This window comes from uncultured Umboniibacter sp., from assembly GCF_947497555.1.
Taxonomy (GTDB): domain Bacteria; phylum Pseudomonadota; class Gammaproteobacteria; order Pseudomonadales; family DSM-25080; genus Umboniibacter.
In genome coordinates this window covers 1-26,883 of the sequence record NZ_CANMGY010000007.1, presented here as the reverse complement: position 1 = coordinate 26,883, position 26,883 = coordinate 1, and the positions used below count along the sequence as shown (strand labels likewise).

26 protein-coding genes are annotated in these 26,883 nt (G+C 48.4%); 2 read left to right on the top strand and 24 right to left on the bottom strand.

Annotation, left to right across the window (positions count from 1 at the left end; all coding sequences use genetic code 11):
• Positions 1–10 precede the first annotated feature (10 nt).
• Genes Q0698_RS09130 through Q0698_RS09120 form a run of 3 tightly spaced genes read right to left on the bottom strand, consistent with a single transcriptional unit; the run spans position 11 to position 1,293 of the window.
• Entirely contained in the window at positions 11–187 is a 177-nt protein-coding gene (locus Q0698_RS09130) for a DUF1289 domain-containing protein (protein ID WP_298635992.1), read from the bottom strand.
• A complete protein-coding gene (locus Q0698_RS09125) occupies positions 184–708 on the bottom strand; it encodes a gamma carbonic anhydrase family protein (protein WP_298635990.1) in 525 nt (174 codons plus the stop codon). The genes Q0698_RS09130 and Q0698_RS09125 overlap by 4 nt, the downstream gene beginning before the upstream one ends.
• Complete coding sequence (locus tag Q0698_RS09120; protein WP_298635988.1) at positions 709–1,293, bottom strand: CoA pyrophosphatase; 585 nt, start codon at positions 1,291–1,293, stop codon at positions 709–711.
• 81 nt (positions 1,294–1,374) lie between these two features.
• On the opposite strand from Q0698_RS09120, the gene Q0698_RS09115 reads away from it, so the two are divergent.
• Entirely contained in the window at positions 1,375–1,917 is a 543-nt protein-coding gene (locus tag Q0698_RS09115; protein WP_298635986.1) for an NUDIX hydrolase, read from the top strand.
• Positions 1,917–2,336 carry a YchJ family metal-binding protein gene (locus tag Q0698_RS09110; protein WP_298635984.1) on the top strand — a complete coding sequence of 140 codons (420 nt, stop codon included), beginning with the start codon at positions 1,917–1,919 and terminating at the stop codon, positions 2,334–2,336. The genes Q0698_RS09115 and Q0698_RS09110 overlap by 1 nt, the downstream gene beginning before the upstream one ends.
• On the opposite strand, the gene Q0698_RS09105 is transcribed toward Q0698_RS09110, so the two are convergent.
• The 21 genes from Q0698_RS09105 to Q0698_RS09005 form a co-directional block, all read right to left on the bottom strand.
• Positions 2,333–2,674 (bottom strand): stress response translation initiation inhibitor YciH, encoded by a 342-nt coding sequence (locus Q0698_RS09105; RefSeq protein WP_298635982.1) that lies wholly within the window; start codon positions 2,672–2,674, stop codon positions 2,333–2,335. The genes Q0698_RS09110 and Q0698_RS09105 overlap by 4 nt on opposite strands.
• On the bottom strand, positions 2,655–3,083 hold the full coding sequence (mutT, locus tag Q0698_RS09100) for an 8-oxo-dGTP diphosphatase MutT (RefSeq protein WP_298635979.1): 429 nt from the start codon (positions 3,081–3,083) through the stop codon (positions 2,655–2,657). The genes Q0698_RS09105 and mutT overlap by 20 nt, the downstream gene beginning before the upstream one ends.
• 2 nt (positions 3,084–3,085) lie before the next feature.
• The gene (gene argJ / locus Q0698_RS09095) at positions 3,086–4,300 is read right to left on the bottom strand and encodes a bifunctional glutamate N-acetyltransferase/amino-acid acetyltransferase ArgJ (protein ID WP_298635977.1); all 1,215 of its coding nucleotides are present in this window, start codon (positions 4,298–4,300) and stop codon (positions 3,086–3,088) included.
• Between the two features lie 41 nt (positions 4,301–4,341).
• Positions 4,342–7,026 (bottom strand): preprotein translocase subunit SecA, encoded by a 2,685-nt coding sequence (secA, locus tag Q0698_RS09090; protein ID WP_298635975.1) that lies wholly within the window; start codon positions 7,024–7,026, stop codon positions 4,342–4,344.
• A gap of 65 nt (positions 7,027–7,091) precedes the next feature.
• The gene (locus Q0698_RS09085; RefSeq protein WP_298635973.1) at positions 7,092–8,036 is read right to left on the bottom strand and encodes a M23 family metallopeptidase; all 945 of its coding nucleotides are present in this window, start codon (positions 8,034–8,036) and stop codon (positions 7,092–7,094) included.
• A gap of 153 nt (positions 8,037–8,189) precedes the next feature.
• Positions 8,190–9,104 carry a UDP-3-O-acyl-N-acetylglucosamine deacetylase gene (lpxC, locus tag Q0698_RS09080; RefSeq protein ID WP_298635971.1) on the bottom strand — a complete coding sequence of 305 codons (915 nt, stop codon included), beginning with the start codon at positions 9,102–9,104 and terminating at the stop codon, positions 8,190–8,192.
• Between the two features lie 109 nt (positions 9,105–9,213).
• Positions 9,214–10,488: a cell division protein FtsZ gene (ftsZ, locus tag Q0698_RS09075; protein WP_298635968.1), complete on the bottom strand. Its 1,275-nt coding sequence runs from the start codon at positions 10,486–10,488 to the stop codon at positions 9,214–9,216.
• Between the two features lie 36 nt (positions 10,489–10,524).
• Positions 10,525–11,754, bottom strand: coding sequence for a cell division protein FtsA (ftsA, locus tag Q0698_RS09070; RefSeq protein ID WP_121876574.1), 1,230 nt, complete (start codon positions 11,752–11,754; stop codon positions 10,525–10,527).
• Positions 11,755–11,788: 34 nt separating this feature from the next.
• Positions 11,789–12,490, bottom strand: coding sequence for a cell division protein FtsQ/DivIB (locus Q0698_RS09065; protein ID WP_298635964.1), 702 nt, complete (start codon positions 12,488–12,490; stop codon positions 11,789–11,791).
• Positions 12,490–13,407 (bottom strand): D-alanine--D-alanine ligase, encoded by a 918-nt coding sequence (locus Q0698_RS09060; protein WP_298635962.1) that lies wholly within the window; start codon positions 13,405–13,407, stop codon positions 12,490–12,492. The genes Q0698_RS09065 and Q0698_RS09060 overlap by 1 nt, the downstream gene beginning before the upstream one ends.
• Entirely contained in the window at positions 13,404–14,792 is a 1,389-nt protein-coding gene (murC, locus tag Q0698_RS09055; RefSeq protein WP_298635960.1) for a UDP-N-acetylmuramate--L-alanine ligase, read from the bottom strand. The genes Q0698_RS09060 and murC overlap by 4 nt, the downstream gene beginning before the upstream one ends.
• Before the next feature lie 14 nt (positions 14,793–14,806).
• Positions 14,807–15,877 (bottom strand): undecaprenyldiphospho-muramoylpentapeptide beta-N-acetylglucosaminyltransferase, encoded by a 1,071-nt coding sequence (murG, locus tag Q0698_RS09050; RefSeq protein WP_298635957.1) that lies wholly within the window; start codon positions 15,875–15,877, stop codon positions 14,807–14,809.
• On the bottom strand, positions 15,874–17,052 hold the full coding sequence (ftsW, locus tag Q0698_RS09045; protein WP_298635954.1) for a putative lipid II flippase FtsW: 1,179 nt from the start codon (positions 17,050–17,052) through the stop codon (positions 15,874–15,876). The genes murG and ftsW overlap by 4 nt, the downstream gene beginning before the upstream one ends.
• On the bottom strand, positions 17,036–18,433 hold the full coding sequence (gene murD / locus Q0698_RS09040; protein WP_298635951.1) for a UDP-N-acetylmuramoyl-L-alanine--D-glutamate ligase: 1,398 nt from the start codon (positions 18,431–18,433) through the stop codon (positions 17,036–17,038). The genes ftsW and murD overlap by 17 nt, the downstream gene beginning before the upstream one ends.
• A complete protein-coding gene (gene mraY, locus Q0698_RS09035; RefSeq protein ID WP_298635949.1) occupies positions 18,376–19,458 on the bottom strand; it encodes a phospho-N-acetylmuramoyl-pentapeptide-transferase in 1,083 nt (360 codons plus the stop codon). Before mraY ends, murD begins: the two co-directional genes overlap by 58 nt.
• 3 nt (positions 19,459–19,461) lie before the next feature.
• Positions 19,462–20,820 (bottom strand): UDP-N-acetylmuramoyl-tripeptide--D-alanyl-D-alanine ligase, encoded by a 1,359-nt coding sequence (gene murF, locus Q0698_RS09030; protein ID WP_298635947.1) that lies wholly within the window; start codon positions 20,818–20,820, stop codon positions 19,462–19,464.
• Positions 20,817–22,250: a UDP-N-acetylmuramoyl-L-alanyl-D-glutamate--2,6-diaminopimelate ligase gene (locus Q0698_RS09025; RefSeq protein ID WP_298635944.1), complete on the bottom strand. Its 1,434-nt coding sequence runs from the start codon at positions 22,248–22,250 to the stop codon at positions 20,817–20,819. Before Q0698_RS09025 ends, murF begins: the two co-directional genes overlap by 4 nt.
• An 8-nt stretch (positions 22,251–22,258) precedes the next feature.
• The gene (locus Q0698_RS09020; RefSeq protein ID WP_298635942.1) at positions 22,259–24,013 is read right to left on the bottom strand and encodes a penicillin-binding protein 2; all 1,755 of its coding nucleotides are present in this window, start codon (positions 24,011–24,013) and stop codon (positions 22,259–22,261) included.
• Positions 24,010–24,276, bottom strand: a complete 267-nt coding sequence (gene ftsL / locus Q0698_RS09015; protein WP_298635939.1) for a cell division protein FtsL — start codon at positions 24,274–24,276, stop codon at positions 24,010–24,012. The genes Q0698_RS09020 and ftsL overlap by 4 nt, the downstream gene beginning before the upstream one ends.
• Positions 24,273–25,202, bottom strand: a complete 930-nt coding sequence (rsmH, locus tag Q0698_RS09010) for a 16S rRNA (cytosine(1402)-N(4))-methyltransferase RsmH (RefSeq protein ID WP_298635936.1) — start codon at positions 25,200–25,202, stop codon at positions 24,273–24,275. Before rsmH ends, ftsL begins: the two co-directional genes overlap by 4 nt.
• A gap of 152 nt (positions 25,203–25,354) precedes the next feature.
• Positions 25,355–26,500: a hypothetical protein gene (locus Q0698_RS09005; RefSeq protein WP_298635934.1), complete on the bottom strand. Its 1,146-nt coding sequence runs from the start codon at positions 26,498–26,500 to the stop codon at positions 25,355–25,357.
• Between the last annotated feature and the right edge of the window lie 383 nt (positions 26,501–26,883).

Sequence of the window (26,883 nt, the reverse complement as noted above, 5' to 3'; positions counted from 1 at the left end):
AAGATTAATATTACAGGCTCATACCCAGAGCCTGAGCACGCTCATTCGATTCTTTGATACAGGCAATCTGCTCTTCTTCGCTGTATAGCTGCCACTCGGTAATATCATCGGCGGTGCGAAAGCAACCGATACAGATATCGTCATTATCAAGCGCACAAACGCCGATACAAGGTGAAGCTACGCTCATAGGATTTCCTCTAATTGATCAAGATAGCGCTCTGCATTATCCACATAATGATCTGCTGAGGCTTTGAGCAGCTCATAGGTTGATGGGTCTAGCTGGCGGATAACCTTAGCTGGCGAACCCATAACCAGAGAGAAATCTGGAATATCGGCTCCCTCGGTGACTAATGAGTTCGCGCCGATAATACACGATTTACCAATCTTAGCGCCATTCAAAATAGTAGTATTGATGCCAATCAACGAGTAATCCCCTATCTCGCAACCATGCAACATGACCTGGTGACCAACCGTCACCCCACGACCCACCCGGAGCGGGATACCCGCATCGGTATGCAACACTGATCCATCCTGTATATTACTATCCTCACCCACTTCAATCAGTGCGTTGTCGGCACGAATAACAGCCGAAAACCACACCGAAGAACGGGGATGTAAAACCACCTCACCAATCAAGGCTGCAGTGGGTGCAATAAAGTGTTGTTCGCCGTATATCAGAGGAGACTTACCTCCAAGTTTAAATAACATTCAAATCTCCTTCATTCTAATATCGCTATCAAAGAGCTGCTTGGCAACGTCAGTGATGATATACGACGTCATACCCCATATCCGATGACCTTGGTAGTGATATTCAGGCACAGCTACTGCCCTCTCTTTATGTCGGCTTCGGGTTGTTCCGCTAATATTCTTCCTCACGAAGAAACTCATAGGCACACTAAATATCTGGTCAATTTCGTCGGGGTTTGCAGTGAGCGTAGGAAGCGAATCAATAACACCCAAGACCGAGGTCACGTGCACCCCCCACTTAGACACCAACGACGATAGCGGGCGAATCACCTCTACGTGTGCTGGAGGCAACGCAATCTCCTCCCAACTCTCTCGCAAAGCCGCTTCAATTGGTCCCTCCCCAGGTTCGATAATCCCTCCGGGAAAGGCAACTTCACCGCTGTGGTGCTTGAGCTGCTGGGAGCGAGTAGTTAGCACGACGTGCCAATCCTCATCATCTTGATGCAAACCAAATAATACCGAAGCCGAACGACTGTAGGGTAACGCGAAAAATGGCGTCGTCTGGTAAGCTGTCGCGCGGAGTTTTAGTGTTTGATAATCCAACAAAAGGTCATATCCCTTAGTATATTCACAGGTACCTTGGCACCCTGATGATGACTATAATACGGTAAATTACGAGGCGCCCCTATGAAATTTTGTAACTTTTGCGGGTCTGATTTGGCACAGCGAGTTCCAAATGGTGATAACCGCGAACGCCACCAGTGTACCAAGTGTGACGAAATACATTATCAGAACCCTAAAATGGTTGTCGGCACCCTTGTTAGTGACGGGCAGGGACGCATTCTTCTCTGTCGCCGAGCCATTGAGCCCCGTCATGGATTCTGGACCTTACCCGCAGGCTATATGGAAAATGGCGAAACAACGCTGGAAGGTGCGCTTCGAGAAACCTGGGAGGAGGCGGAAGCCAACGTTAACTCCCCCGCTCTATATCAAATTTTTAATGTACCGCGAATTAATCAGGTTTATTTCATCTATCGCGCATCGCTCGACGGCGCATTCGGCTGTGGCGAAGAATCACTGGAATGCAAACTCTTTCATCACGATGAGATTCCCTGGGAAGAGTTGGCGTTTAGCACGGTTTATCACTGTCTAAAACGCTGGTTCGAGAATCCTGACGATCATCAAGTGATGGAACGAACCATTGATTATCCGGCCAGAGCCTCAAGCTAATGATTTGTCCCTGTGATACCGGAAAGCCTTATCAAGCATGTTGTAAGCCTTTACACGAGGGAACGCTAGCAGCCAGCCCGCTCGCACTGATGCGTTCCCGCTTCAGTGCGTTTGCGTTGAACTTAATTCCCTACCTGAATAGCACCCAAACCGTTGAACCGATTGATACGCTCGATAGTTCGCGCTGGACAAGGCTACTCATCCACGGTGCCGGAGATAACTGGGTGCGTTTTTCGGCAAGATGGGAAGCGAGTGGTCAATTCGGGACCCTCTCCGAGCACTCACTCTTTGAACAACGAAATGATCAGTGGCTGTACACTCAGGGAGAGCAACTTGAGATGCCTGAGCTATCGTTGCCCACCCGAAACGCAAACTGTTGGTGCGCCTCAGGAAAGAAGTTTAAGCGTTGCCACGGTTAGCCACCGGCTAGTTTCACGGTGTAACCTTTCGCTTCGAGCAACGACTTTAATCGTTCACGGTGATCACCTTGTATTTCCACAACACCATCCTTTATCGCACCGCCGGTGGCACATTTTGCCTTCAGCTCCTTGGCAAGCTTCTTAAGCTCAGCACCAGCGATACCTAACCCTTCAATTTGGCTAACGCCGGCACCCTTTCGCTTACGATCTAAACGAAGCCTAACCACTCCATCGGTTAGCGAGACTGCTTCCACCGCCTTACATTGGCACTTGGCCTCAGGTTGCTCGCACTCGGGACACATCCGCCCCGAATCGGTACTATAAACTACTCGTGACATGACCTTCTCCCCGTTCAAGAAAGCGCTCTAGCATCACAATCATCTCCCTATTTGCCTTGGGAAATGTTCGCGACGTCAACAAATCAACTTCCAACCAATCTATCAACTGACCTTCTCTAGCCAATGCGTGTTGATTTTCCACGTTGAAAACAAAAAGGCTGAATCGAAGCGCTAACTCCGGATACTGATAAGCTAGCTCGCCAATACTAATTGCTTGATGTTCCGCAAGCACTAGCCCAACTTCCTCGGCCAGCTCACGCACCACTGCCTGACTTGCACTTTCACCGTCCTCGACTTTTCCGCCAGGAAACTCCCACTTTCCACCTTGATGTTTATCTATCGGGCGCTGGGCAATTAGCGCTTTGCCATGGCATATCACTAAGCCAATGGCAATATGTTGCTGAACCATCCTTAGCTCCGATAATCAGCGTTTATCGATACGTAATCGTGGGAGAAGTCACAGGTATACACCGTATCCGAATAACTACCTCGACCAAGTGAAATGTTGATAGTTATCTCACTTAGATCCATGACAGCCTGACCCGCCTCTTCCATGTAGTCTGGAGAAACTGCTCCATTTCGTACAATCTCAACCTCATTGAGATAGATGGACACTTTCTCGGTGTCAAGGTCATCGATACCCGCACGTCCTACTGCTGCGAGAATTCGACCCCAGTTAGGATCGCTGGCATATAGCGCGGTCTTCACTAACGGTGATTCGGCGACGGCATAGGCCACTAAACGCGCTTCCTCGGAGGTTGCTGTGGTATTAACCTTTACGGTAACGAACTTGGTAGCTCCCTCTGCATCGCGGACAATCGCCTGAGCGAGGAACAATAATACCTCACCCAACTCCCGTTCAAATTCTTCCCAGCCTGGCACGCTAGGAGACAACTCCACTCCACTCGCACCGGTAGCAATGAGCATGGCCGCATCATTCGTTGACGTATCGCCGTCTACGGTGATTCGGTTAAAACTCGGCTCAATCAACTTCGATGCTAGCGTATCGAGGTGTTCTCGCGCTATTTTAGCGTCGGTCGCAACGAAGCCCAGCATGGTCGCCATATTAGGCTTGATCATCCCAGCGCCTTTAGAAATACCAGCAATGGTTACCTGACTACCCGCGACATTAACGGTTCTAGCCGCGTATTTGGGTACCGTGTCCGTGGTCATGATACCGGTGGCAGCCTCCAACCAGGTGGCACCAAATGATTCGACTGAGGCCTTTTCAACACCCATTGCAAAACGTTTCATAGGCAGCGTCTCACCAATGACACCGGTAGAATAAGGTAATACCTGTTCCGCGGAATAACCAAGCTGGGTAGCAACAAGTTCGCAGCTTAACGCGGCATCATCCATACCCTGCTGTCCTGTTCCGGCATTGGCATTGCCGGTGTTGATGACTAGCGCTCGGATGTCGCCTTTGGCAAGATTTGCCTTCGCTACGTGAACCGGTGCGGCGCAAAATCGATTAGAGGTGAAAAGCCCAGCAACCGTCGCGCCTGCCTCCAGCCTCAATATCACAAGATCCTTACGATCAGGATAACGAATACCCGCCTCTAACACTGCGATCTCTAATCCCGCTACGGATAGATCTGGACCGTCTTGGGTCTTACCTACTGGCATAATTCTTCTCCATAAAAAAGGCTGCCATCGGCAGCCTTCACTTATTTATTCAACTGACCATGACACTGCTTGAACTTCTTACCCGAGCCACAGGGACACGGATCATTTCGTCCAACGCGCGGCCCCCGGGGTGCCGCTGGTTTTTGATTAAGCGCCGCATTAGCACGCTCTTTTTCAGCCGCCTCGGCACGCTGACGTTCTAACATTTCTGCCTCATCAGGACGCTTTACTTGCATGACCGACAGGAAGCGGATCATTTCGGTCTTAATATTGCTCAGCATTTCGGAGAACAACTCGAAACTCTCGCGTTTGTACTCCTGCTTTGGGTTTTTCTGTGCGTAGGCGCGAAGGTTAACACCTTGGCGAAGGTGATCCATATTGGAGAGATGATCCTTCCAATGCGTATCAACTACCTGCAACATAACTTGCTTCTCGATCAGGCGCATCGTCACACCTACCTCAGCAGATTTTTGCTCATAGTACTCAACGGCAGCGTTAAGCACACGCTCGGCAATGCGCTCTTCATCGATATCTTTTTCCGCGTCAATCCATTCTGAGATTGGCAATTTTAGCGCGAACTCAGCCTCGAGAACACGCTCCAAGCCCTCTACATCCCAGTTCTCTTCCAGTGACATTGCAGGAATGTAATCTGCTACCGTTTCAGCAAGAACATCTTCACGGATTCGAAGGATCATCTCCGAGAGATCAGTTGACTCTAAGATCTCGTTGCGGACCTGGTAAACCTCTTGGCGCTGCTCGTTAGCAATATCATCATACTCGAGCAAGGATTTACGAATATCGAAGTTACGACCTTCAACTTTACGTTGTGCTTTTTCAATTGCATTGGTCACCATACGGTGTTCAATGGCCTCACCCTTCTCCATCCCCAAAGCCTGCATCATGTTCTTGACGCGGTCAGAGGCGAAGATACGCATCAGGTCGTCATCCAGTGACAAATAGAAGCGAGATACACCTGGGTCACCCTGGCGCCCAGCACGACCTCTAAGCTGGTTATCAATACGACGCGACTCGTGTCTTACCGTACCGATAATATGAAGACCACCGGCCGCAATAACGGCGTCGTGACGCTTTTGCCATGCTTCTCGAAGCTTGATAACTTCCTCTTCCGAAGGCTTGTCTAACTTTGACAGCTCAACTTCGTAGTTACCACCCAACACAATATCTGTGCCTCGACCAGCCATATTCGTGGCGACTGTTACCGAACCTGGACGGCCTGCCTGAGCAATAATATCGGCTTCACGCTCATGCTGCTTAGCGTTAAGTACTTCGTGCTTGATGCCCGCTTTCTTCAAGGACTTAGAAACTAGCTCGGAATCTTCAATTGAGCCCGTACCCACGAGGATAGGTGAGTCAGTTTTTAGAAGCTCCTTAATATCCGCCACAATTGCCGTGTACTTATCTTCAATCGAAAGATAAATTAGATCATTCAAATCCTTACGCTGCACGGCAGTATGGGTAGGTACCACAATCACATCGAGCCCATAAATAGAACGGAATTCGAAGGCTTCGGTATCTGCGGTACCCGTCATGCCCGATAGTTTCGGGTAGAGACGGAAGTAATTCTGATAGGTAGTTGACGCCAGCGTTTGCGATTCCTGCTGAATCTTCATCCCTTCCTTTGCTTCAATCGCCTGATGAAGCCCTTCACTGAGACGACGTCCTTCCATTGTTCGGCCGGTATGCTCATCAATCAGAACAACCTGCCCTTCAGCCAAAATATACTGCTGCTCGCGGTGGAATAGGTGGTGAGCCTTTAAGCCGGCTAGAATGAAGTGAAGTAGCTGCAAATTCGTTGGCGAGTACAGTGAGTCTTCAGCCTTCAGAAGGCCCGCTCGAATAAACATTTGTTCGACTTTCTCGTGACCATCTTCGGTCAACTCAACCTGGCGATGCTTCTCGTCAATGACGAAATCACCATGCTCACTTTCGTCCAGTACCTCATCACCTTCAACAGCGCGTTGCGGCTTCAAAGCTGGAACCATCTTGTTAACTAACTGGTACATCTTTGATGAATCTTGCGCTGCACCGGAGATAATCAATGGGGTACGCGCTTCATCAATCAGAATGGAGTCAACTTCATCAACAATAGCAAAGTTGAGTGCCCGCTGAACGCGCTGCTCACTTGAATGCGCCATGTTATCGCGAAGATAATCAAAGCCAAATTCAGTATTCGTACCGTAAGTGATGTCCGCTTTATACGCGTTACTCTTCTCCTCATGGGAGAGACCTGGGACGTTGACACCTACCGTTAGACCTAGGGCTTCGTAGACGGGTCTCATCCATTCTGCATCACGAGCCGCAAGATATTCGTTAACCGTGATCACGTGCGCCCCGCGCTTGGCAATAGCATTCAGGTAGGTGGGTAGCGTAGCTACCAGCGTTTTACCTTCACCGGTGCGCATTTCGGCAATATTCGCGTTGTGAAGTGCAATACCGCCTAACATTTGGACATCATAGTGGCGCAGACCTAAGGCTCTATCTGCAGCTTCGCGAACCGCGGCAAATGCTTCCGGCAGAATATCTTCGAGTGACGTACCCGCTTCGATACGGTTTCTAAAATCAATCGTTAAATCTTTGAGCGCTTCATCGCTTAGCTCGCGATAAACTTCTTCATAGGAATTGATTTGCACAACGGTCTTGCGCATTTTTTTAATTTGGCGATCGTTCTTAGTACCAACGATCTTAGTAACGAATTTAGTAAACATGAGCCACTGACCCTGAAAGAGTTATATAAAAATGAAAAACGATTGGTTACAGCTGTGACTAGAGGTCAGCGGTGTGTGCGATTTACGTAGGAGGCAGGATCGACAGCGCGACCGTGCTTGTAAACTTCAAAATGAACATGTGGTCCAGTAGATCGACCCGTTGAGCCCATCGAGGCGATGACATCACCTCGTCGAACCACATCGCCAGCTTGGACCTTCAAATCTTTGTTATGACCATAGCGAGTAACTAGGCCATTGCCATGGTTAATCTCAATCAAATTTCCATAGCCGTGTCGCGAAGCCGACCAAGTGACGACTCCTGCTGCCACACTGATGACATCGGCGCCTTCAGCACCTGCAAAATCAACACCATTATGCCATGCTCGACGACCAGAGAATGGGTCAGTACGATAACCAAAGCGAGAAGACAGCCAGCCGGAGGTAATTGGGCGTCCGGCCAAACGTGTCGCACGCTGCTGGTTCTCATTAAGCAGTAGTGATTCGAGAACGTTTAGCTGGTCGCTGCGGTGGCTTAGCAGTGCTGAGAAGTTTGCAACCTCATCCTCTACTACAAAATCAACGTTCGGCGCATAATCATGATCGTTATTCGGAGTCGATAACGGCCCACCTAACGCGGGAGCCTGGCTGAAATCGAATTCATCACCGTCGATTCCGGCGATATCCGTTAAACGCTCACCGAGAGCATCAATACGAAGTAATTGGGACTGCATTGCGGCAAGTTGTACTTCAATCGCATGCTGATTTAGACCTTCTTGCTCGGCTAATTCATCCATTTGCCGACGTTGTTCAGCAACTTTTGATTGCCACGCCTGAATAGTCTCAGCATTTAAAAGCTCACTTTGTTCACCTTCGCTAAGGTACTGCCCTACCACGAAGCCGACACCTGCTGGCACACCTAAGAAACACGCAGACAGCACAAAGCTCGACCACATTCCGATGGAAAGGTGACGCGAGCGATTATGTTTACTGTTTACTACAATTAATTTCATGGTGTGTTATTCAACAACCTAACTAATAACTATCCGTAGACTAACCAAAGCTTCATGTAAAGAGAAGTACTTATTCACTCAATTTTTCGAATCTTTCATCGCAATGATAAAAAAGGCCGCTAATGCGACCTTCCCGTACCACGTAAATTTAGCTTACGCTATGTTAAGTGCCCCTGGCGCGTAGTGGATTGGTTCCGATGCACCCGTATCAAACGTAACGACTTCAAAGGCGTCTTCCTGAGCAAACAGCTCGCGGAGGATCAAGTTATTGAGATAGTGTCCTGATTTGTAAGCGCGGAAGTCTGCCAATAATGCAAAGCCTGCAGTATACAGGTCACCCACTGCGTCCAAAATCTTGTGGCGAACGAACTCATCATCATAACGCAGCCCTCCCTCATTAAGGATTCGAAACTCATCGACAACGATTGCGTTATCCACGGAACCACCTTGCACAAGGCCTTTAGAGCGGAGATATTCGATCTCATGAGTAAATCCGAAGGTTCGTGCTCGGCTAATCGCCTCAACGAACGACGTGTTGGAGAAATCTACTTCACAGTCCATTCGGGTATTTTTAAGAACAGGGTGATCGAAATCAATTTCAAAATTGATTTTAAATCCTTCGTAAGGGAGCAATGTTGCTTCTTTGCCATCAACCTTAACGGATACTTTCTTCTTCACGCGGATAAATTTCTTCGCTGCATTTTGCTCTTCAATTCCCGCATTTTGAATAAGAAAAACAAAGGGTGCCGAAGAGCCGTCCATAATAGGAACTTCTTCAGCCGATAATTCAACAATCAAGTTATCGATACCTAGCCCAGCAAACGCTGACATCATGTGCTCAATCGTGGAGACCTTAACGCCATCTTTAACTAGCGTTGTAGATAGGGTAGTTTCGCCAACGTAAAGCGCTGATGCAGGAATATCAATCGCTGGTTCTAGATCCACGCGGCGAAATACAATGCCAGAATCTGGGGCAGCAGGCACAAGGGTAAAAAATACTTTTTTCCCTGTGTGAAGGCCGATTCCCGATCCTTTAATAGCGCGTTGTATCGTGCGTTGTTTGATCATTATAAATTCCTATAAAACGAATAAAGCTCATCCAATATTAGGACAAGCTTATACGATTTCGATCACTCCAGTATATGGGGTATTCCCCTAATAGTCAAAAATGGACTAGTTAATCAGCCTGTCGACGCAGGAATGCTGGGATATCGAGATAATTATCCTCATCCGATTCTGTTGCTACTGCGGGCTCCTGAGCTACCGCTGCTGACCCCTGCTGGACTGTCGTTGACGATGGCCGAGCGGCCTCTCTTGTCGCGTCTGTAGCCATACCTGTCGGTGATTTAACTGGCGCTGCAGCACTACTTGTCGACGGTTCCGTTGCTGCAACGTTTGATTTAGCCCGAGTGTACGGTGGACGATCATAATCGACGGAGCGCTGAGGCGACGCTGGACGAGCTGCTTCGGCCGCAGGTGTTTCTTGGACTGGAGCTACCGAACCTAAGCCTGTCGCAACAACAGTAACACGAACCTCGTCACTCATATCCGGTTCCATGGCCGTACCGACTACCACTGTTGCATCTTCAGCAGCGAGTTCTTGAATCATCTCGCCTACTTCACCGAACTCACCCATCGTAAGATCAATGCCCGCCGTGATGTTTACTAAGATACCGCGGGCGCCGCGAAGATTAACATCTTCAAGAAGCGGTGAGCGAATAGCGGTTTCCGTAGCCTCAACAGCGCGATTTTCGCCTTTACCAGTACCTTGCCCCATCATTGCCATGCCCATTTCAGACATAACAGTACGAACATCCGCAAAATCCACGTTAATAAGACCTGGGCGGATAATCAGATCAGCAATACCTTGAGTAGCGCCTAACAGAACATTATTGGCCGCTTTAAATGCATCAAGAAGTGTAGTTTGACGCCCCAGAACACCAAGTAGCTTTTCATTTGGAATGGTAATTAGTGAATCCACTTGCTCACGAAGCTCTTTGATGCCCTGCATAGCCACTTGCATGCGCTTACGCCCCTCGAAGGGAAATGGCTTTGTGACTACCGCAACCGTTAGAATGCCTAACTCTCGAGCGATCTCAGCAACCACAGGTGATGCCCCTGTACCCGTACCACCACCCATACCAGCGGTGATGAAAAGCATATCAGCACCTTCAAGTGCTCGGGCAATATTCTCACGATCTTCCATCGCTGACTGGCGACCGACATCAGGATTTGCACCAGCTCCTAAGCCCTTGGTAATGTCGCCACCAAGTTGGATAGTTGTACTGGCAGGAACACGTTGAAGAGCCTGCGAATCCGTATTCGCAACGATGAACTCTACGTCTTCCAATTGACTGTCAATCATGTGCTGAACGGCATTACCGCCGCCGCCACCTACACCGATGACTTTGATTACTGCATTTTGGTGATCGTCATTAACGATGTCGAACATGTCATCACTCTCCTAACTGTTTCAACCACAACGCTGTTAAACGTTGCTGGCCATCCAATCCTTAATACGAGCCCAAACGCCAGGACCCGAAGTTTGCGTATCGGAAATTTCATTTAATCGATTTTCAACGCCAAACTGAATTAGTCCAACGCCAGTGCTATATATTGGATTATCCATAATATCGGTCATACCTTTCATGCCCGATGGACTGCCTAGGCGCACAGGCAGGTGGAAAATACTTTCAGCAAGCTCCACCACGCCTTCCATCTTCGCCGTACCGCCGGTCAGTACGATACCAGCGGGTAATAAATCTTCGTAACCAGCACGTCTTAATTCGCGCTGAATGAGCATAAACAGCTCTTCGTACCGAGGCTCCACCACTTCCGCAAGCGTAAGGCGTGACAGATCTCTTGGTTCACGATCGCCGACACTTGGAACTTTGATAGTCTCATCTTCACGAGCTAATTCCGTCAACGCGCATGCATACTTCATCTTGATTTCTTCGGCGTGCTTGGTTGGGGTCCGCAAGGCGTGAGCAATGTCACTCGTAACCTGATCGCCAGCAACCGGTATATTTGCCGTATATTGCACGCCACCTTGAGAGAAGACGGCGATATCACTGGTACCGCCACCGATATCTACCAAACAGACACCCAGATCTTTTTCATCTTGAGTAAGGACTGCGTAGCTGGACGCGAGTTGCTCGAGTACTAACTCTTCGACTTCGAGGTTGCATTTTTCGATACATTTGATGATATTTTGTGCGGCTGTTTGTGCGCCGGTTACCAAATGAACCTTCGCTTCCATTCGGACACCACTCATACCGAGAGGTTCACGAACGCCATCCTGAGAATCGATTAAATACTCTTGCGGTAGGGTATGAAGAATAAGTTGGTCCGCAGGAAGTGCCAAAGCCTTAGCCGATTCGATCACTCGATCGATATCCATCTGGCTAACTTCACGCTCTTTAATCGCGACAACGCCCTGAGAGTTATAGCTGCGGATATGGCTACCCGCTATACCGGCGTAAACACCATGAATAGAGCAGCCAGCCATGGTTTCAGCTTCACTAATCGCTCGACGAATTGAATCTACCGTGGCATTAATATCCACCACCACGCCCTTCTTTAGGCCGCGCGACTTATGGTAGCCGAAGCCAATGATATCGATCTCGCCCTCGTCATTATATTCGCCGACGATTGCCACAACTTTTGAAGTTCCGATGTCGAGACCAACTATGAGGTTGTCTTCTTGAGACGTCGCCATTCAATCACTCTTCTTATTACAAGCTAGTAAATTATTATGTATCGCTATTATGCCATGCGATTGCTGCCGCATTATCATACCGCATATCGATACGGTGCACATTGCTTTTTTGCTCATTAGATAGTGTGTTCCACAATGCTGCAAAGCGCAATATCTTGTCGTCAATATTATAAGTACCGAATAGCACCTGTACATCGTTATTTAGCTGAATTGTGCGCTGACCGTCTTCCGCTGCGGCAAGCACCTTTACCGTCACGCCTTCATCGCGCAAAGTATCATTAAACATTCGGTATTCACTCAACAGTTGATCTAATAACACCGCTGGTCCAGAAAGCCGAGGGAGTGACGAAAAGGTATCGAGTTGGCGCCCTTCATGCGAGAAGAGTTCACCATGACGGTTTAACAGCGCGTCATCGTTCCACCGAGCGATTGGACGTTGTTCAGTAAGATGCAAGTAGATAGTTCGATTAGCTCGGCGTTGAACGTTTGCCGACTCAATCCAGGAAAGACTCATGAGGGTTTGCGCAAAACTATCTAACGAAACCCCCCAAAAGGAATTCGTCTCTAGGATTGGGTTCACCAATTCCTGAATCTCAATTGGATTCACATATTGCAGGCTACCTACTACAACGACTTTACTAACGCGCTGTTGATATTCGATATACGCTAAACGTCCAATGCCAAATATAACTAACCCCAACCCGGTCAAAATAAGCCAGCGTCGCCAGTTAATCACTAAACAGCCTCAACAAGGTTCAATATACGTTCTACGATCGCGTCAAATTCAACCCCAACGCTTGCCAATGACATAGGCACCAAACTGTGATTCGTCATTCCAGGAACCGTATTTAGCTCTAAAAGATTTAACTCACCGTCGGCACTCTCGATAAAGTCCACTCGCCCCCATCCTTGGCAACCAATAGCTTCGAAGGCCTTTTTAGCCAGTTCTTGGATAAGCTGTTCTCGAGCAGCAGTCAAGCCACTGGGGATTAAATAGCTGGTATCATCGCGAAGATACTTTGATTCGTAATCATAGAATTCCTTTGTAGGAACCATAGAAATAGATGGGAAGGCATCACCACCAAGGATAGGAACGGTAAACTCTCGCCCCGACATAAAGGCCTCGGCCAACATGCCTCCTTTGAAGCGATCTGCGTCAGCTAGGGCCCGGCTAAAGCTTTGCGAGCAACTCACCTTCGTAACACCAATACTTGATCCTTCACATGCGGGTTTAACGAAAAATGGCAATCCTAGATCAGCCGATAGATCTTCAAAGCTTGATGAGGCGCTGAAGAGTTGGTAGTTCGCTGTGGGTAGATCTAAACCTCGCCAAATCAGCTTACATTTAACTTTGTCCATCGCGATAGCGGACGAGGCAACATCAGATCCGGTATAGGGAACCTCTAATGCCTCCAAGAGTGCCTGAATGCGTCCATCTTCTCCACCCGGCCCATGCAAGACGATAAACGCGACATCAGGTTTAAGCGCCGTTAACTGAGTTATCGCATCATATTGTGTATCCACGAGGTGAGCATCGTAGTTCAGGCGCTTTAACGCGTCAAAAACCGCCTGTCCGCTATTGAGAGAGACCTCTCGTTCTGAAGAGTTACCGCCATAGAGCACAGCGACTCGCTTAGATTGCCAATGAGTCATGATTGAAACTTCTTTTCCAGCAGCGTTGCTAGCTGGGTTACATTACCAGCGCCCTGCGTTAATACGATATCGCCCGGTCTAAGAATATCATCCAGGATTGCGGGTACCTGCTCCAGTTCTGAACAGAGTATCGGGTCTACTCGGCCTCGGGTCCGAATACTGCGCGCCAAGGACTTTGAATCAGCGCCAACGACCACCTCTTCACCAGCCGAATAGACATCGAGTAAAATCAGCTGATCTACGGCACTTAAGGCCTCGACAAATTCATCGAAGAGATCACGTGTTCTGGAGAAACGATGCGGTTGATAGGCCATAACAAGACGACGATCAGGCCAACCTTCACGCACCGCAGAGACAATAGCACTGACTTCAGTTGGGTGATGACCATAGTCATCAACTAACATGATCTCGCCATCGTTAAAGGGGAACTCTCCTTTAACGGTAAAACGCCGGCCTACTCCTTCGAAACCGGACAAGCCCTGCTCAATATCTTCGTCGCTAAGGCCCTCTTCAGAACTGACCGCAATCACTGCGAGCGCATTTAAAACGTTATGTCGGCCTGGGATGGTCAAACTGATATTAAGCGCTGAACGCTGATCTGGACGTTCGACTACGAAATGCGTGTTATGGCCGTCAAATTGCAGCTGGGTTGCACGATAGTCTGCCGGGTTATCAATGCTATAGGTAACGGTAGGACGGGGACAACGCGCTGCCAATTCGGCCGCTTCAACGTCATCAACACAAATAACAGCTAGACCATAAAATGGTAGATTTTGAATGAAATTATCGAAGGTAGCGCGAAGCTTATCAAAGTCGCCTTCGTAGGTATCCATGTGATCAGCTTCAATGTTCGTCACAATTGAAACCATAGGCTGCAGATGTAAGAACGAGGCGTCACTCTCATCCGCTTCCGCGATGATATAACGACTGCGCCCGAGTGCTGCATTCGTACCGGCATGATTTAGTTTGCCACCTATCACATAGGTTGGGTCGCAATTCGCGCGCTGAAAAACGGATGCTAACATACTTGTTGTGGTTGTCTTACCATGTGTCCCAGCTACTGCTATCCCATGGCGATTGCGCATCAACTCAGCCAACATTTCCGCTCGTTTAACGATTGGGGTACGGGCTTCTCTCGCCGCCAACACTTCAACATTCTTTTCATTAATCGCGGAGGAAACGACCACTACATCAACACCGTCGACATTAGTTTTATCGTGACCATAGAACACCTGAACACCCAATGTCTCAAGTCGTTGTGTAACTTCGGTTGCATTTTGATCGGAGCCAGAAACTTGGTAGCCTAAATTCTGAAAGACTTCGGCGATACCACACATCCCAACGCCACCAACGCCAATAAAATGCATCCGCTTTATTCGTCGCATAGGAGCTAACTCGTTCATTTGACATTCTCTATTATATCAACAGCTCGAACAGCTGCATCACGGATTGCGACCGACGTAGCCGCTGAGGAATACGCTGCGCGAAGAGTTGGATTATTCGTTAATTCATCCAGTAAACCAGAAACCTTAGCCTCACTCCAATCGCTTTGCTGAAGGATCTTCGCTGCTCCGACCGTTGCTAATACGTTTGCATTAGCGGTCTGATGGTCATCAACGGCAAACGGAAACGGTACGAGAATAGCGGGCAGGCCTGCACACGCAATCTCACTAACCGTCAATGCACCCGATCTACAAACAATAAAGTCCGAATGACGATAATGTTCCGCAACCGTATCGATGAATTCAACCACTTCAGCGTTAACACCCTGATCGTTATAGGCTGTTTGCGTTTCAGCAACCCGTCCCCGACCGCATTGATGAACAACCGTCGGGCGTCTGTCCTCAGGTAGCTTTCCTAAGGCCTTAGGCATCATCTCATTGAGCGCCTGCGCTCCGAGACTACCACCCATCACAAGCATTCGTGTATCGCTACCCACTCGGGAGCTAGGTACTGCCTTAATTTCGGCCACGGACTTTGGAACTGGATTACCAATAACAGTTGCTGGAAGCGCATTCTCAAATGCTGATAAAACTTTCGATGCAAGTCGCGCCAGCACACGATTAGTCGTTCCTGCCACGGCATTCTGCTCGTGGATTATTATCGGCACACCTCGAAGCTTCGCTGCCACAGCACCCGGGCCGGAGGCAAAGCCGCCCATTCCTACTACCGCCAAAGGTCGAATCCGCCCTAATAACTTAAATGCCGAAATGATAGAAATCATCAGCGCGAACAGCGCCTTCATCAGCAGCAGAGGATTCTTTCCTCGAATACCAACCACTGGGAATTTATGTAACGTTATGCCCTGCTTAGGCACTAGCGTTGACTCTATGCCACGCTCACTGCCTAACCACTCTACTTGATAGCCTCGGGCCACCAGCTCAGCTGCGACTGCAAGTGCTGGCACTACATGTCCGCCAGTGCCACCAGCCATCAATAAAATGGTTTTCTTCGATCGGTCTCGCTTCATAGTTCTTCAACACCCTCCATGGCTTTACCCTGTGGCTTTCGCACTCGGGTTGCCGACTGATTCATCGCCGCACACAAACGCATGACTATGCCAACCATGACTAACGAGACTAACAAACTACTACCGCCATAGGAAATGAACGGAAGCGTTAAACCTTTGGTGGGTAGCAGCCCGGATGCTACGCCCATGTTGATAAATGCTTGCCCCGAAATTAGAAAGGCAAATCCTGCGGCGGTCCACGCAATAAAGGGTTGATTACGTTTTAGCGCTTTACGAGAGATCATAAATAATCGAGTAACCAACAACGTGAACAACGCTATGATTAGCGCCGCACCGAAAAATCCGGTCTCTTCTGCCCAGATCGCAAAGACGAAATCAGTATGCGCTTCCGGTAAAAACATCAGTTTTTGAACACTGTTACCATACCCCACTCCCGTCAAGTGTCCCCGGCCAAAAGCAATCAACGACTGAGTGAGCTGATAACCCGAATCAAATTGGTTTGCCCACGGATCGGCAAAGCCTGTCAATCTAGCTAGGCGATAGGGAGAGGATATAGCTAAGAAATAGGCCGACCCAAGTACGCCAATCATCAGGGTGATAAAAGGTAACAGCGGCGCGCCCGAGAGGAACAGCATACCTATCACCGTTGCGGAAATGAGTACGGTAGCACCATAGTCGGGCTCAGCTAAGAGGAGAAGCGCTACTAGAGGCACCGCCAATAGCGGTCGAAAGAAATACAAAGTCCGAGTTGAGAGATCCTGCTGAAATTTTGTTATATATCTCGCGATGAATAGAACCATCCCAACCTTCATGAATTCAGAGGGCTGGAGGCTAAATCCTGCCAGACGAATCCACCGTTGGCTACCATTTACACTGGTGCCAAAGAACAGAACCGCGACGAGCAGTACTACGCCAGCTATGAAGAGTGGGAACGACAGTGCGTACCAATCTTTAAGTGGAATGAACGCGGCGAGGCTAAGGCCAACGAGCCCGATCAAAAGGTAGATGGCATGTCGAACTGAAAAATAATAAATAGTGCCATGATGATGAGCTGAGTAATCGGATGATGCGGATGCAACCATTGCAAAGCCCAGGGCTACTAACGTAACGACCGTCGCTAAAAACCAACGATCTTGCGCCTGCCAAAAACTTCCCCAGTTAGTCGTCCGAAACACCTAGCGCCTCCACGAGCTGTTTGAAGGCATCCCCTCGCTGTTGATAATTTTCAAATTGATCCAGGCTAGCGCAGGCAGGCGATAATAAAACGATGTCGCCTTCTTCGGCGGCTGAAACAGCAAGATTAAAGACGTCGGCAAGAGTTGGAGCTAAATTCTCTTCGGGAATACTAAGCGCTGCTTGCAACTTCGACTGGTCCGCACCATATGCATACCAGCACACTTCAGCTTGAGACTTGCTTAACGCTAATTCTTTAAAATCAGCCCCCTTGCCATCTCCCCCCACTAGAACGTGAAGATTGCTTGCATCGAGACCATTCAACGCTGCGCGAGTAGCGCCTACATTCGTGGCTTTAGAATCGTTAACAAAATGAATGCCGCGGAACTCGCCCACAAATTCCGTTCGATGAGCCAACCCGCGATACTCCAAAAGCACTTTGGCGACTGCCGACGATTCGAAACCTAAGGTCTTAAGCAAGCCTATAGACGCTAATAGGTTTGCCCAGTTATGGCGCCCATAAACCTTAAAATCCGAAACCAATGCTAGATTCTGAACACCATCTGCTAAGGCATATCCTTCATCTAGTCTCCGTAGCCCAAGTTCCTTTAGATCTGGATTAGAAAGCCTGAAGTGGAGTTGCTGGTTCTCGGGAACCGATAGAGGCGTACTGAGCGGGTCGTCTCGATTGACGACAGCCGCGGCGGCACCATAAAAGATACGCTGTTTGGATCGGTGATAAGCCAACATAGTATGATATCTATCCAAATGATCTTCACTAAGGTTGAGTAGCACCGCTACATCACTCGGAACTTTTGGCAGGAGATCAATTTGAAAGCTACTGAGTTCAATTACTGCATAATCTACCTGCTGCGAGAGGACATCTAACACTGGTATGCCAAAGTTGCCACACGCTACAGCCTTAACATTCATCTCCTGAAGGGCGAACGCGGTCATATCGGTAACACTCGATTTGCCATTCGAACCCGTTATGGTGATTACCCTACCGGAAAACTCGTCGAGAAAAAGCTCTACGTCACTGGTGATGACCCCACCCGCCCCTTGATATTCGCTCCAAGGTATTTGCGTTGCATCAACGCCCGGACTAATAACAACCTCATCATAATTTTTTAGCAATTCAAGATTAAGCGGCGCTTTAACACGACCTCTACAGTACTGAAGTGCTAATATCGACGCTTCGTTTGGCGGGTTAGGTCGCGTATCAAAAACGTCAAAGGGTAGCGTTTTGCGATCTAAGTAGCGTGCAACAGAGTAGCCGGTAACTCCCGTTCCAACGATCAATCGTCGTTTACTGGAAGCAATCATCATCGTAGCTTTAACGTCGCCAAGCCAGCTAGAACCAGCACGAGAGTAATAATCCAAAAACGCACAATCACCTTCGGTTCAGCCCACCCCTTCAGTTCAAAATGGTGGTGTAATGGTGCCATTCGAAATACTCGCTTCCCAGTCATTTTAAAGGATGCGACCTGAATAATGACCGACAACGTCTCCATAACAAAGATCCCACCCATTACGAAGAAGACGATTTCAGCACGAACAATGATAGCGACAACACCCAGTGCTGCTCCCAATGCGAGCGCGCCCACATCACCCATGAAAACCTGCGCCGGGTAGGTATTAAACCAGAGGAAGCCCAGTCCTGCACCAACCATAGCCGCGCAAAATACAATCAATTCTCCGGTTCCCGGAATAAACGGCATAAACAGATACTCAGCCATAACACTATTACCGGAAACGTACGCAAAGATACCCAAAGCCGCCGCGACCATTACGGTAGGCATAATGGCTAAGCCATCTAAGCCGTCCGTAAGGTTTACCGCATTGGAAGAGCCTACCAAGACGAAATAAGACAAGATAATAAAGAAGATGCCAAGATCAATGGCAACATCCTTGAAGAAGGGTATAAATAATTGCGTTGAAGCGGGTACTTCAGCAATAACGTACAGCGTAATCGCGGCCGCCAGTCCTACTACACTCTGCCAGAGGTATTTCCATCTCGCCGGGAGGCCCCGTGCATTCTTCTCAACAACCTTGCGATAGTCATCAACCCAGCCAATTGCTCCAAAACCGAGCGTCGTAAACACAACAATCCAGAGATAGGGATTATGTAAATCACCCCAGAGTAGTGCCGAACTGCCAACAGACAGTAAAATTAGTGCTCCACCCATTGTTGGCGTACCTGATTTCACCAGATGAGTTTGTGGCCCATCATTTCGAACGGCCTGACCAATTTGGAGCTTAACTAGATAGCGAATCAACGCTGGGCCTAATGCTAGAGATATGAACAAAGCAGTTCCTGCACCCAAAATCGCTCTTAGCGTCAAATACTTAAAAACGCCAAAAACTGCATAGTGTTCGGAGAGAAGCTCGGCAAGCCAAAACAGCATGTATTAATCCTTAGATAAAAGGTTAGTAATTATTTGATCCATTCTCGCACTTCTTGAACCTTTAACCAATATCACCGATTGATCTTGATCAAATTGGCGAAGAAATTCGGTCGCCTCATTGTGTGAGGAAAAAGCTTCTGCGCTGACCGGTGATTCCTCGGTAGCCAACCGTGCACTCTCGCCGACAGTTACCAATAAATCTAGTCGATCAGGCGTGCAGTAACGCCCAACATCTCGATGCATCGCATCGCTATCAATACCTAGCTCAGCCATGTTGCCCATCACAAAAATACGCTTGCCCTGTTGCACGGCCAGTGCGTCAAGTGCTGACTTCATTGAACCGGGATTAGCATTGTAACTATCGTCAATCAACCGTGCTCCCGCCGCAGTTCGCTTGGCTGACATTCGTCCAGCAACCGCTGTAACGTGCCTTAAGCCCGCTTCAATCGATTCAAGCGATGCTCCGACCGCGCTGCATAATGCCGCAGCTACTAGCGCATTGTGAACGTTATGTGTTCCCAATAGTTGCAAATTTATCGGCACAATCCCTTTGGGCGTATGGAGTAAAAAACTAGGCTGACCATCACAGTTAACCGAGACGGAGGTAACCCAGTAATCAGCAGTACTCTCCGCAGTATTAGCAATTCGAATCACCTCGCCGCTCGGATACGCTCGATTCCAATCACTGAAATAAGGGCTATCTACATCAAGTACACGAATTCCTCTTGAACCAATATTGTAGATCGCCCCTTTAGTTTCTGCTACGCCTTCTAATGAGCCAAAGCCTTCGATATGAGCGGGAAGGACATTATTGACTACGGTCACGTCAGGGGAAGCGATACCGCATAAATAGGCGATGTCGCCGCGCTTACCAGCGCCCATTTCCACCACGGCAAAGCGATGTTCATCCGTTAATTCAAACAGTGTTTTTGGGACACCAATTTCATTATTGAAATTACCTTGCGTAGCGTGAGTACTACCCTCTAATGATAAAATAGCTTCACACATTGCACGCAGGGTTGTCTTGCCCGCTGATCCCGTGATTGCGATAACGACCCCGTGAAAGCGACTACGAACCATCGCAGCCATCTGACCCAAGGCTATCAACGGCTCTTCGACTACCCACTGAGGAATGGTTAAACCATCCTGCGCTTCCGAAACCACCACCGCACAGGCTCCTTTCGACTGAGCCAACGATGCGAATTGATTACCATCGAAATGTTCGCCGCTAAGCGCCACAAAGAGCGAACCCGGCTGCTGCGTGCGAGTATCAGTACAAATAGAGTCAAACTCAACGCTTTCACCAATTAGCGCCCCACCGAACTCTTCATGTAAATCAGCAAGAACGAGCGATCCAATCACTGCGAAGCCTCCATTCTGAGTGCAATCGCCTTACGGATTTGTTCAAATTCGGACCAGGGCAGCTTTTTGCCATCAACATCAAGATAATCCTCGTGCCCTTTACCAGCTATCACCACTAGATCACTCTCTGCCGCCTGTTTAATGGCAAATTGGATAGCTTCCGAGCGACTCTCGATGACATAGTAATCGTCGGAGTCAAAACCTTGTTGTGCGTCATTGATGATTTGTCGCGGATCTTCAGTACGTGGATTATCAGAGGTCAAAATGGCAATAGCACCGCTCGCCTCAACGGCAGCGGCCATCTCGCTGCGTTTGCCACGATCACGATCACCACCACAACCAAACACACACCAGAGCTTGCCGTTGGTATGATAGGTTAACGACGCGAGAATTTGGGTCAGAGCATCAGGCGTATGTGCGTAATCCACAATTACCGATAAACCCGCTGACCCAGCCTGCTCCATTCTCCCCGAAACGGGCTTCAAAACGGATAGCGCCTCACCAATCTTCTCTATAGGGTAACCATCGCTATTGAGTTGAGCCGCAACCGCTAACAAATTTTGTACATTAAAGCGCCCCAAAATAGCGGTTTCAATTCGAATCGACTGCCCATCGATGATAAGCGAAAAGGCCATTCCCGCTGGGTGAAACTTTACATCATTCGCGACGACTCGATTTGTCGAAGCAAAACCGTAGCTAATCGCCTCGGGATAGCGTTGGAGCAGTCGCTGTCCATATTCGTCATCGCCGTTGATAATTCGAGTTTTTAGACTATCGGAAGTAAATAGTTTTGCTTTCGATTCAAAGTAGTCGTCCATCGTAAGATGATAATCAAGGTGATCTCTACTCAGATTTGCAAAGATTGCTGTCTTAAATGGGAGGTCGGCAACTCTGCCTTGATCAAGCGCGTGGGACGAGACCTCAAGGCTAACACAATCCGTTTTTAGCGATGACAACTGCGCTAATACCGACTGCATTTCCACTGCACCGGGTGTTGTCAAACCGGTTGAAAAGGTCGTTTTTGTGGGAAGATGAAGCACTCCCAACGTCCCAATCACTGCTGAGGGCAACCCAAGGTAATCCTGCGCCGTCGCGATCCAAGTGGATATCGTCGATTTGCCGTTAGTGCCCGTTACACCCACGAGTGACGGGTAATCGAAACCCAATATTCTATGTGCTACGCCACTCGCCTGATGACGAATGTCTGCCATCACTAGGGTGGGTAGCGCGCAGTCGACAAAGCTTTCCGTGACTAACGCAATTGCACCTCGACGTTTAGCATTCTCAATATAACTATGGCCATCTTCGACATGACCTCGAATGGCAAAAAATACGCTACCCGGGACAACTTTTCGGCTGTCACTCGTGATTGAGGTGATATCAATCCCCTGAAGCGCGACTTTGAATTCATCAATATCGGTGTAAAACATAATTCTCTCTAATCAATCGAAGTTGAAGTAGATGGCGCTACGTTGAGTAATCTCATAGCGTCGGCCACAACCTTACCAAAAGCAGGTGCCGCCACTTCGCCACCGAAATGCCCACCCGCGGTAGGCTCGTCTATCACAACCACTACAGCAAGCCGTGGCGTATCTACCGGCGCGACTCCTGCAAACAGCGAGCGATACGAAGCACCCATATATCCCTCCGCTCCTACCTTATGCGCTGTGCCAGTCTTGCCCGCTACATGATAACCAGGGACCCTAGCATTTCTTCCCGAGCCTTCAAGCGTTGTGACCGTGGCCATCATTTCCACAATCTGTTGGCTAATTTCTGGAGAAAGAACACGGCTGCTCATTGCCCGATAATCAAAGTCATTGCGTTCTAAATGCACCGGCACATGAATACCACCATTACCTATCGTGGCATAGGCACTTGCTAGCTGTGTAGCCGTGACGCTCAAACCATAGCCAAAGGCTACATTCGCGCGACCGATATCCGACCAAACCATTTGGCTTGGAAGTGTTCCAGCCGATTCGCCGGGAAACTCTGTCGCTGTCTTCTGACCTAAGCCATATTGATAGAGACGATCACGAAGCTCATTAGGATCGAGTTGCAGCGCTATCTTGGTCGTTCCCACTTGACTAGACTTCGTAATAATTCTAGTCAAAGACATCTCACCATAGTTCACCGGATCCAAAAGCGTTTTCGAACCAACGCGAATCCATCCGGGAGACGTATCGATGATTGAATCGGGGGTAAATAAACCCGTTTCCAGTGCATAACCAATTGAAAGCGGTTTAACAGTTGAACCCGGTTCGAAGACATCCGTTAATGCTCGATTTCGGGTAGTCCCGGGAATGAAGCTAGCGCGATTATTTGGGTTATAGCTGGGTTGATTGGCCATCGCCAAAACCTCACCCGTTGCAACATCCACTACAACAATGGAGCCACCCTCCGCTTGATGACGAATGACGGCGGCTTTGAGCTCACGATAGGCAATATATTGAAGACGCATATCGATACTTAACTGAATGTCCTGCCCCATCTGTGGGGAGCTCACCACACCTAAGTCGCGAACAACCTTACCGAGTAGGTCTCGAGCGACCCTTCGGCTGCCGTTAGTACCCGTTAACTCATTGTCGCGGAGTAACTCAATACCCTCTTGACCACGATCATCAGCACCAGTAAAGCCAACTATATGGGCTGCTACCTCTCCCGCTGGGTAATAGCGCTGATATTCGGTCGTAGCACTAACGCCTCGAATATCTAGCTCGAGGACACGCTGACCTTCACTCGGAGGCATCCGTCGTTTAAGGTAGAAGAATTGACGATTACTCGCAGATTTGAGACTTCGGAGTAACGCTTGGGAATCGAGGTCAAGGGCCACTGCCAGCTGCCGTACCAGAGCAATTTCTTCCTCTGTCTCTCCACCTGAGGGAATCAATAGACGGGGATTAGCGATAATTGTCGTCATGGGTGTTGATATCGCTAATGGCTCGCCGTTACGATCAGTGATCATTCCGCGATGGGCAGGAATAGCCACTTCACGAATACTACGAGCGTCACCTTGGTCCTGTAAGAATTCGAAACCTTGATCGCCCTCCGGCACAACCTGCAAGATGCCTAGTCGAACTATTAGTGCTAATGGGAGCAGCAGCAGCACTAATACCGCAAAGGCGAAGCGACCGCTATACAACCGCTGTTCGGCTGAATTAGTAGCGCGCTTTACCGACTTAAGCTTACTGCTCACGGATTAATTACTCTAACTTCATCTACAGTTGGCACCCGCATCTGTAGCTCGTCCCGAGCTTTAGCTTCGATCTTCGCGGGCGTGGTTAAGCTTGAACGCTCGATAAGTAATCGCCCACGCTCTACAATTAATGCACGATAGCCTTGCTCTAACTCATGAAGTTGACTAAACATTTGGCGCGAACTATAGCTACCAGCAACGACCTTTACACTCGAAAGGATGATGGCAATTAACAAACCAAATACTAGTAAGTAGGACTTCATTCTACCCTCTTAGATGCAACTCTCATGACCGCACTTCTGCTGCGAGCATTCTCTGAAATCTCCGCTGCAGACGCCTTTATAGCCTTTGACTCAATGGCCAATGGCCCAAGTTCGGCATCACCCATGACTGGAACGCCTTTAGGAATTTTCTTACCCTTAGATTTGTCGCGAATAAAGTGCTTCGCAATTCTATCCTCAAGTGAGTGGAATGAAATAACAACTAACCGTCCTCCGAAGCACAAAAGACCTACCGACTGCTCTAGGACATCCTCGACATCTCCGAGTTCATTATTTACGAAAATTCTAATTGCCTGGAAAACACGGGTAGCTGGATGTTTATTTCGGTCCTTCTTGGGTGTTGAATCTTCAATGACTTTAGCCAGCTGCGCTGTAGTAGTAATTGCTTCCTTCTCACGCGCTCGAAGTATCCCCGATGCGATGGGACCGGAAAACTTTTCCTCACCATAACGCCTAAACACCGATGCCATTTCTCCGTGCTCTGCTTTAGCAATCCAATCCGCTGCAGACTGCCCCTTCGAGGTGTCCATTCGCATATCAAGCGGCCCGTCTTTCATAAAACTAAAGCCACGATCAGCTTGATCCAACTGCGGTGAAGAAACACCTAAATCTAATAGTATTCCATCGACTGAATCGATTCCAAGGCCATTGAGAACCGATGTCATATCGGTAAACGAGCCGTGATGGATAACGAAACGGTGATCATCAAAATGCGCTTCGGCATAATCTATGGCTTGCGGATCCTTGTCAAAAGAGATCAAGCGACCATCCTTCCCAAGTGCCGCAAGTATCTTCTCTGAGTGCCCGCCTCGGCCAAAGGTACCATCAATATAAATACCATCTGCCTTGATATCTAACGCTTCGATAGATTCGCTTAGCAACACCGAGTAATGCTTAATTTGACTCATAACTACCTCTCTTATAGTGACATTATCAGCGTTAGGACACACAGGCTCAAGTAAAGAATTATGATGAATTATTGCAACACTAGCTTAACTTATACCCCTTCCACGGGCCGATAGATAGAGAGAAAATAGACAATCAGTTAACATTATATTAATTAGTCTAGCAGGCCTTGAGAATTAAGGCTCGCTGCAATCTGTTTATGCTCAGGCGACTGCGAAACCAGGCCCTTACGAAGCTGAGTCTTTGACCAAGTACCGTCGGAATGAGCTAAGCAGAAGTCGAGTACAACGTCACCAAAGATCTGCGGGTTAGAATAAGTACCAATCAGGGTAATTGCTGTAGGAAGATCTACCACAACAGGCTCAGCGAAGTGAACACTATTATCAAACGTTAAATGCTTATACTGTGAAGCCATAAAGTCTGACTCAGTCTTTAACGCTCGCTCTGTGCGATTATACTCCTCCTTGGTAAGCTGGAATTTAACACCTCCGATATTCGTCTGAGACAGCTTTCGCCGAAATTTAGATCGTCTGAGGGGGTCGTCGTCCTTAAGACTAGAGTTAATCGCAGCAATGACGCGTGTAGACAAATTACTCAGACCATCATTGATCCTTACGATATTAAAGCTCTCAGCTGAAATACCTATTCGAGCGAATAATGAACTTACCGGCCCTTCGCTGTGTCGGCAATCGTTATCAAATGAGAAAAACGAAACGTCATCATCGAAGACCGCTAAAAGCGTTGTCATTAACATTGATTTGCGCGGAACGCGTCCATCTGAGAAAGAACTTCTACGCCCACTTTTGACTTGCTGCTGAAAGGCCGAGCAGGTTGAGCTATATGGTGATCTTACGCCACAAACCACCTTTAGCTGATGGCCAAACCTAGTTAAGTATGCTTTTAACGCCTCTAGCTCATCCTTGCTAAGAATACTAACCCCCTCGCCGGAGAGTAATATTCTTGAATTTCCTTTAAGGATACGTGTTAAGTGCTCGCGAGTTTGTTGGTTAAACTGTTCTATCTCTGCCTGCGAGTACCCTGCTGTGACATTTTTATAGTACTCGAGCGGATTGTTACAAAAGGCCGAGTAGATCGGTACGGAATGATTAGCAAACTTCTCTCCCTTGAAGCCAAATATTGGGTAGTGCCAAGACTGTGAAGCTAATGCCCTTCGATTCTTTCTGCAGGTCATCTGAAAAGAGGTCGTTGCCGTCTTATGAAACCCACAATGTAAAACAACCACTTTCGTTTGCGCCTGATGCGCCTTTGAAAAGATCCCTTTAAACCAAGCTAGAGTCACACGCTCTCCTATATACTAATTTTCTATTACTCGACTATGGTACCTCGTACCCTAGCGTAATCACGGTGTTTTCACTATTCGCCATCTAAGTTCATAGTGATTTAACTGTCAAAGTCCAATATTTACTTAGCTAATAGTCTACATTCCTCAAAGCCTTAGGCATACCCAAACGTTACGAACTCTCAGTTAAACGTGGCGCCAATATGAGACGTCTACGCAAGCTCTCTCCGTCCATCTATGATCATTGATGGCAACTGATCTTCAACATCAAAACGTTTTCTACAGGCAATAAAAAAGGCCCAACCAAACGGTTGAGCCTTCTTCATTGTATTAAGTGCCTGGCGGTGACCTACTCTCACATGGGGAAACCCCACACTACCATC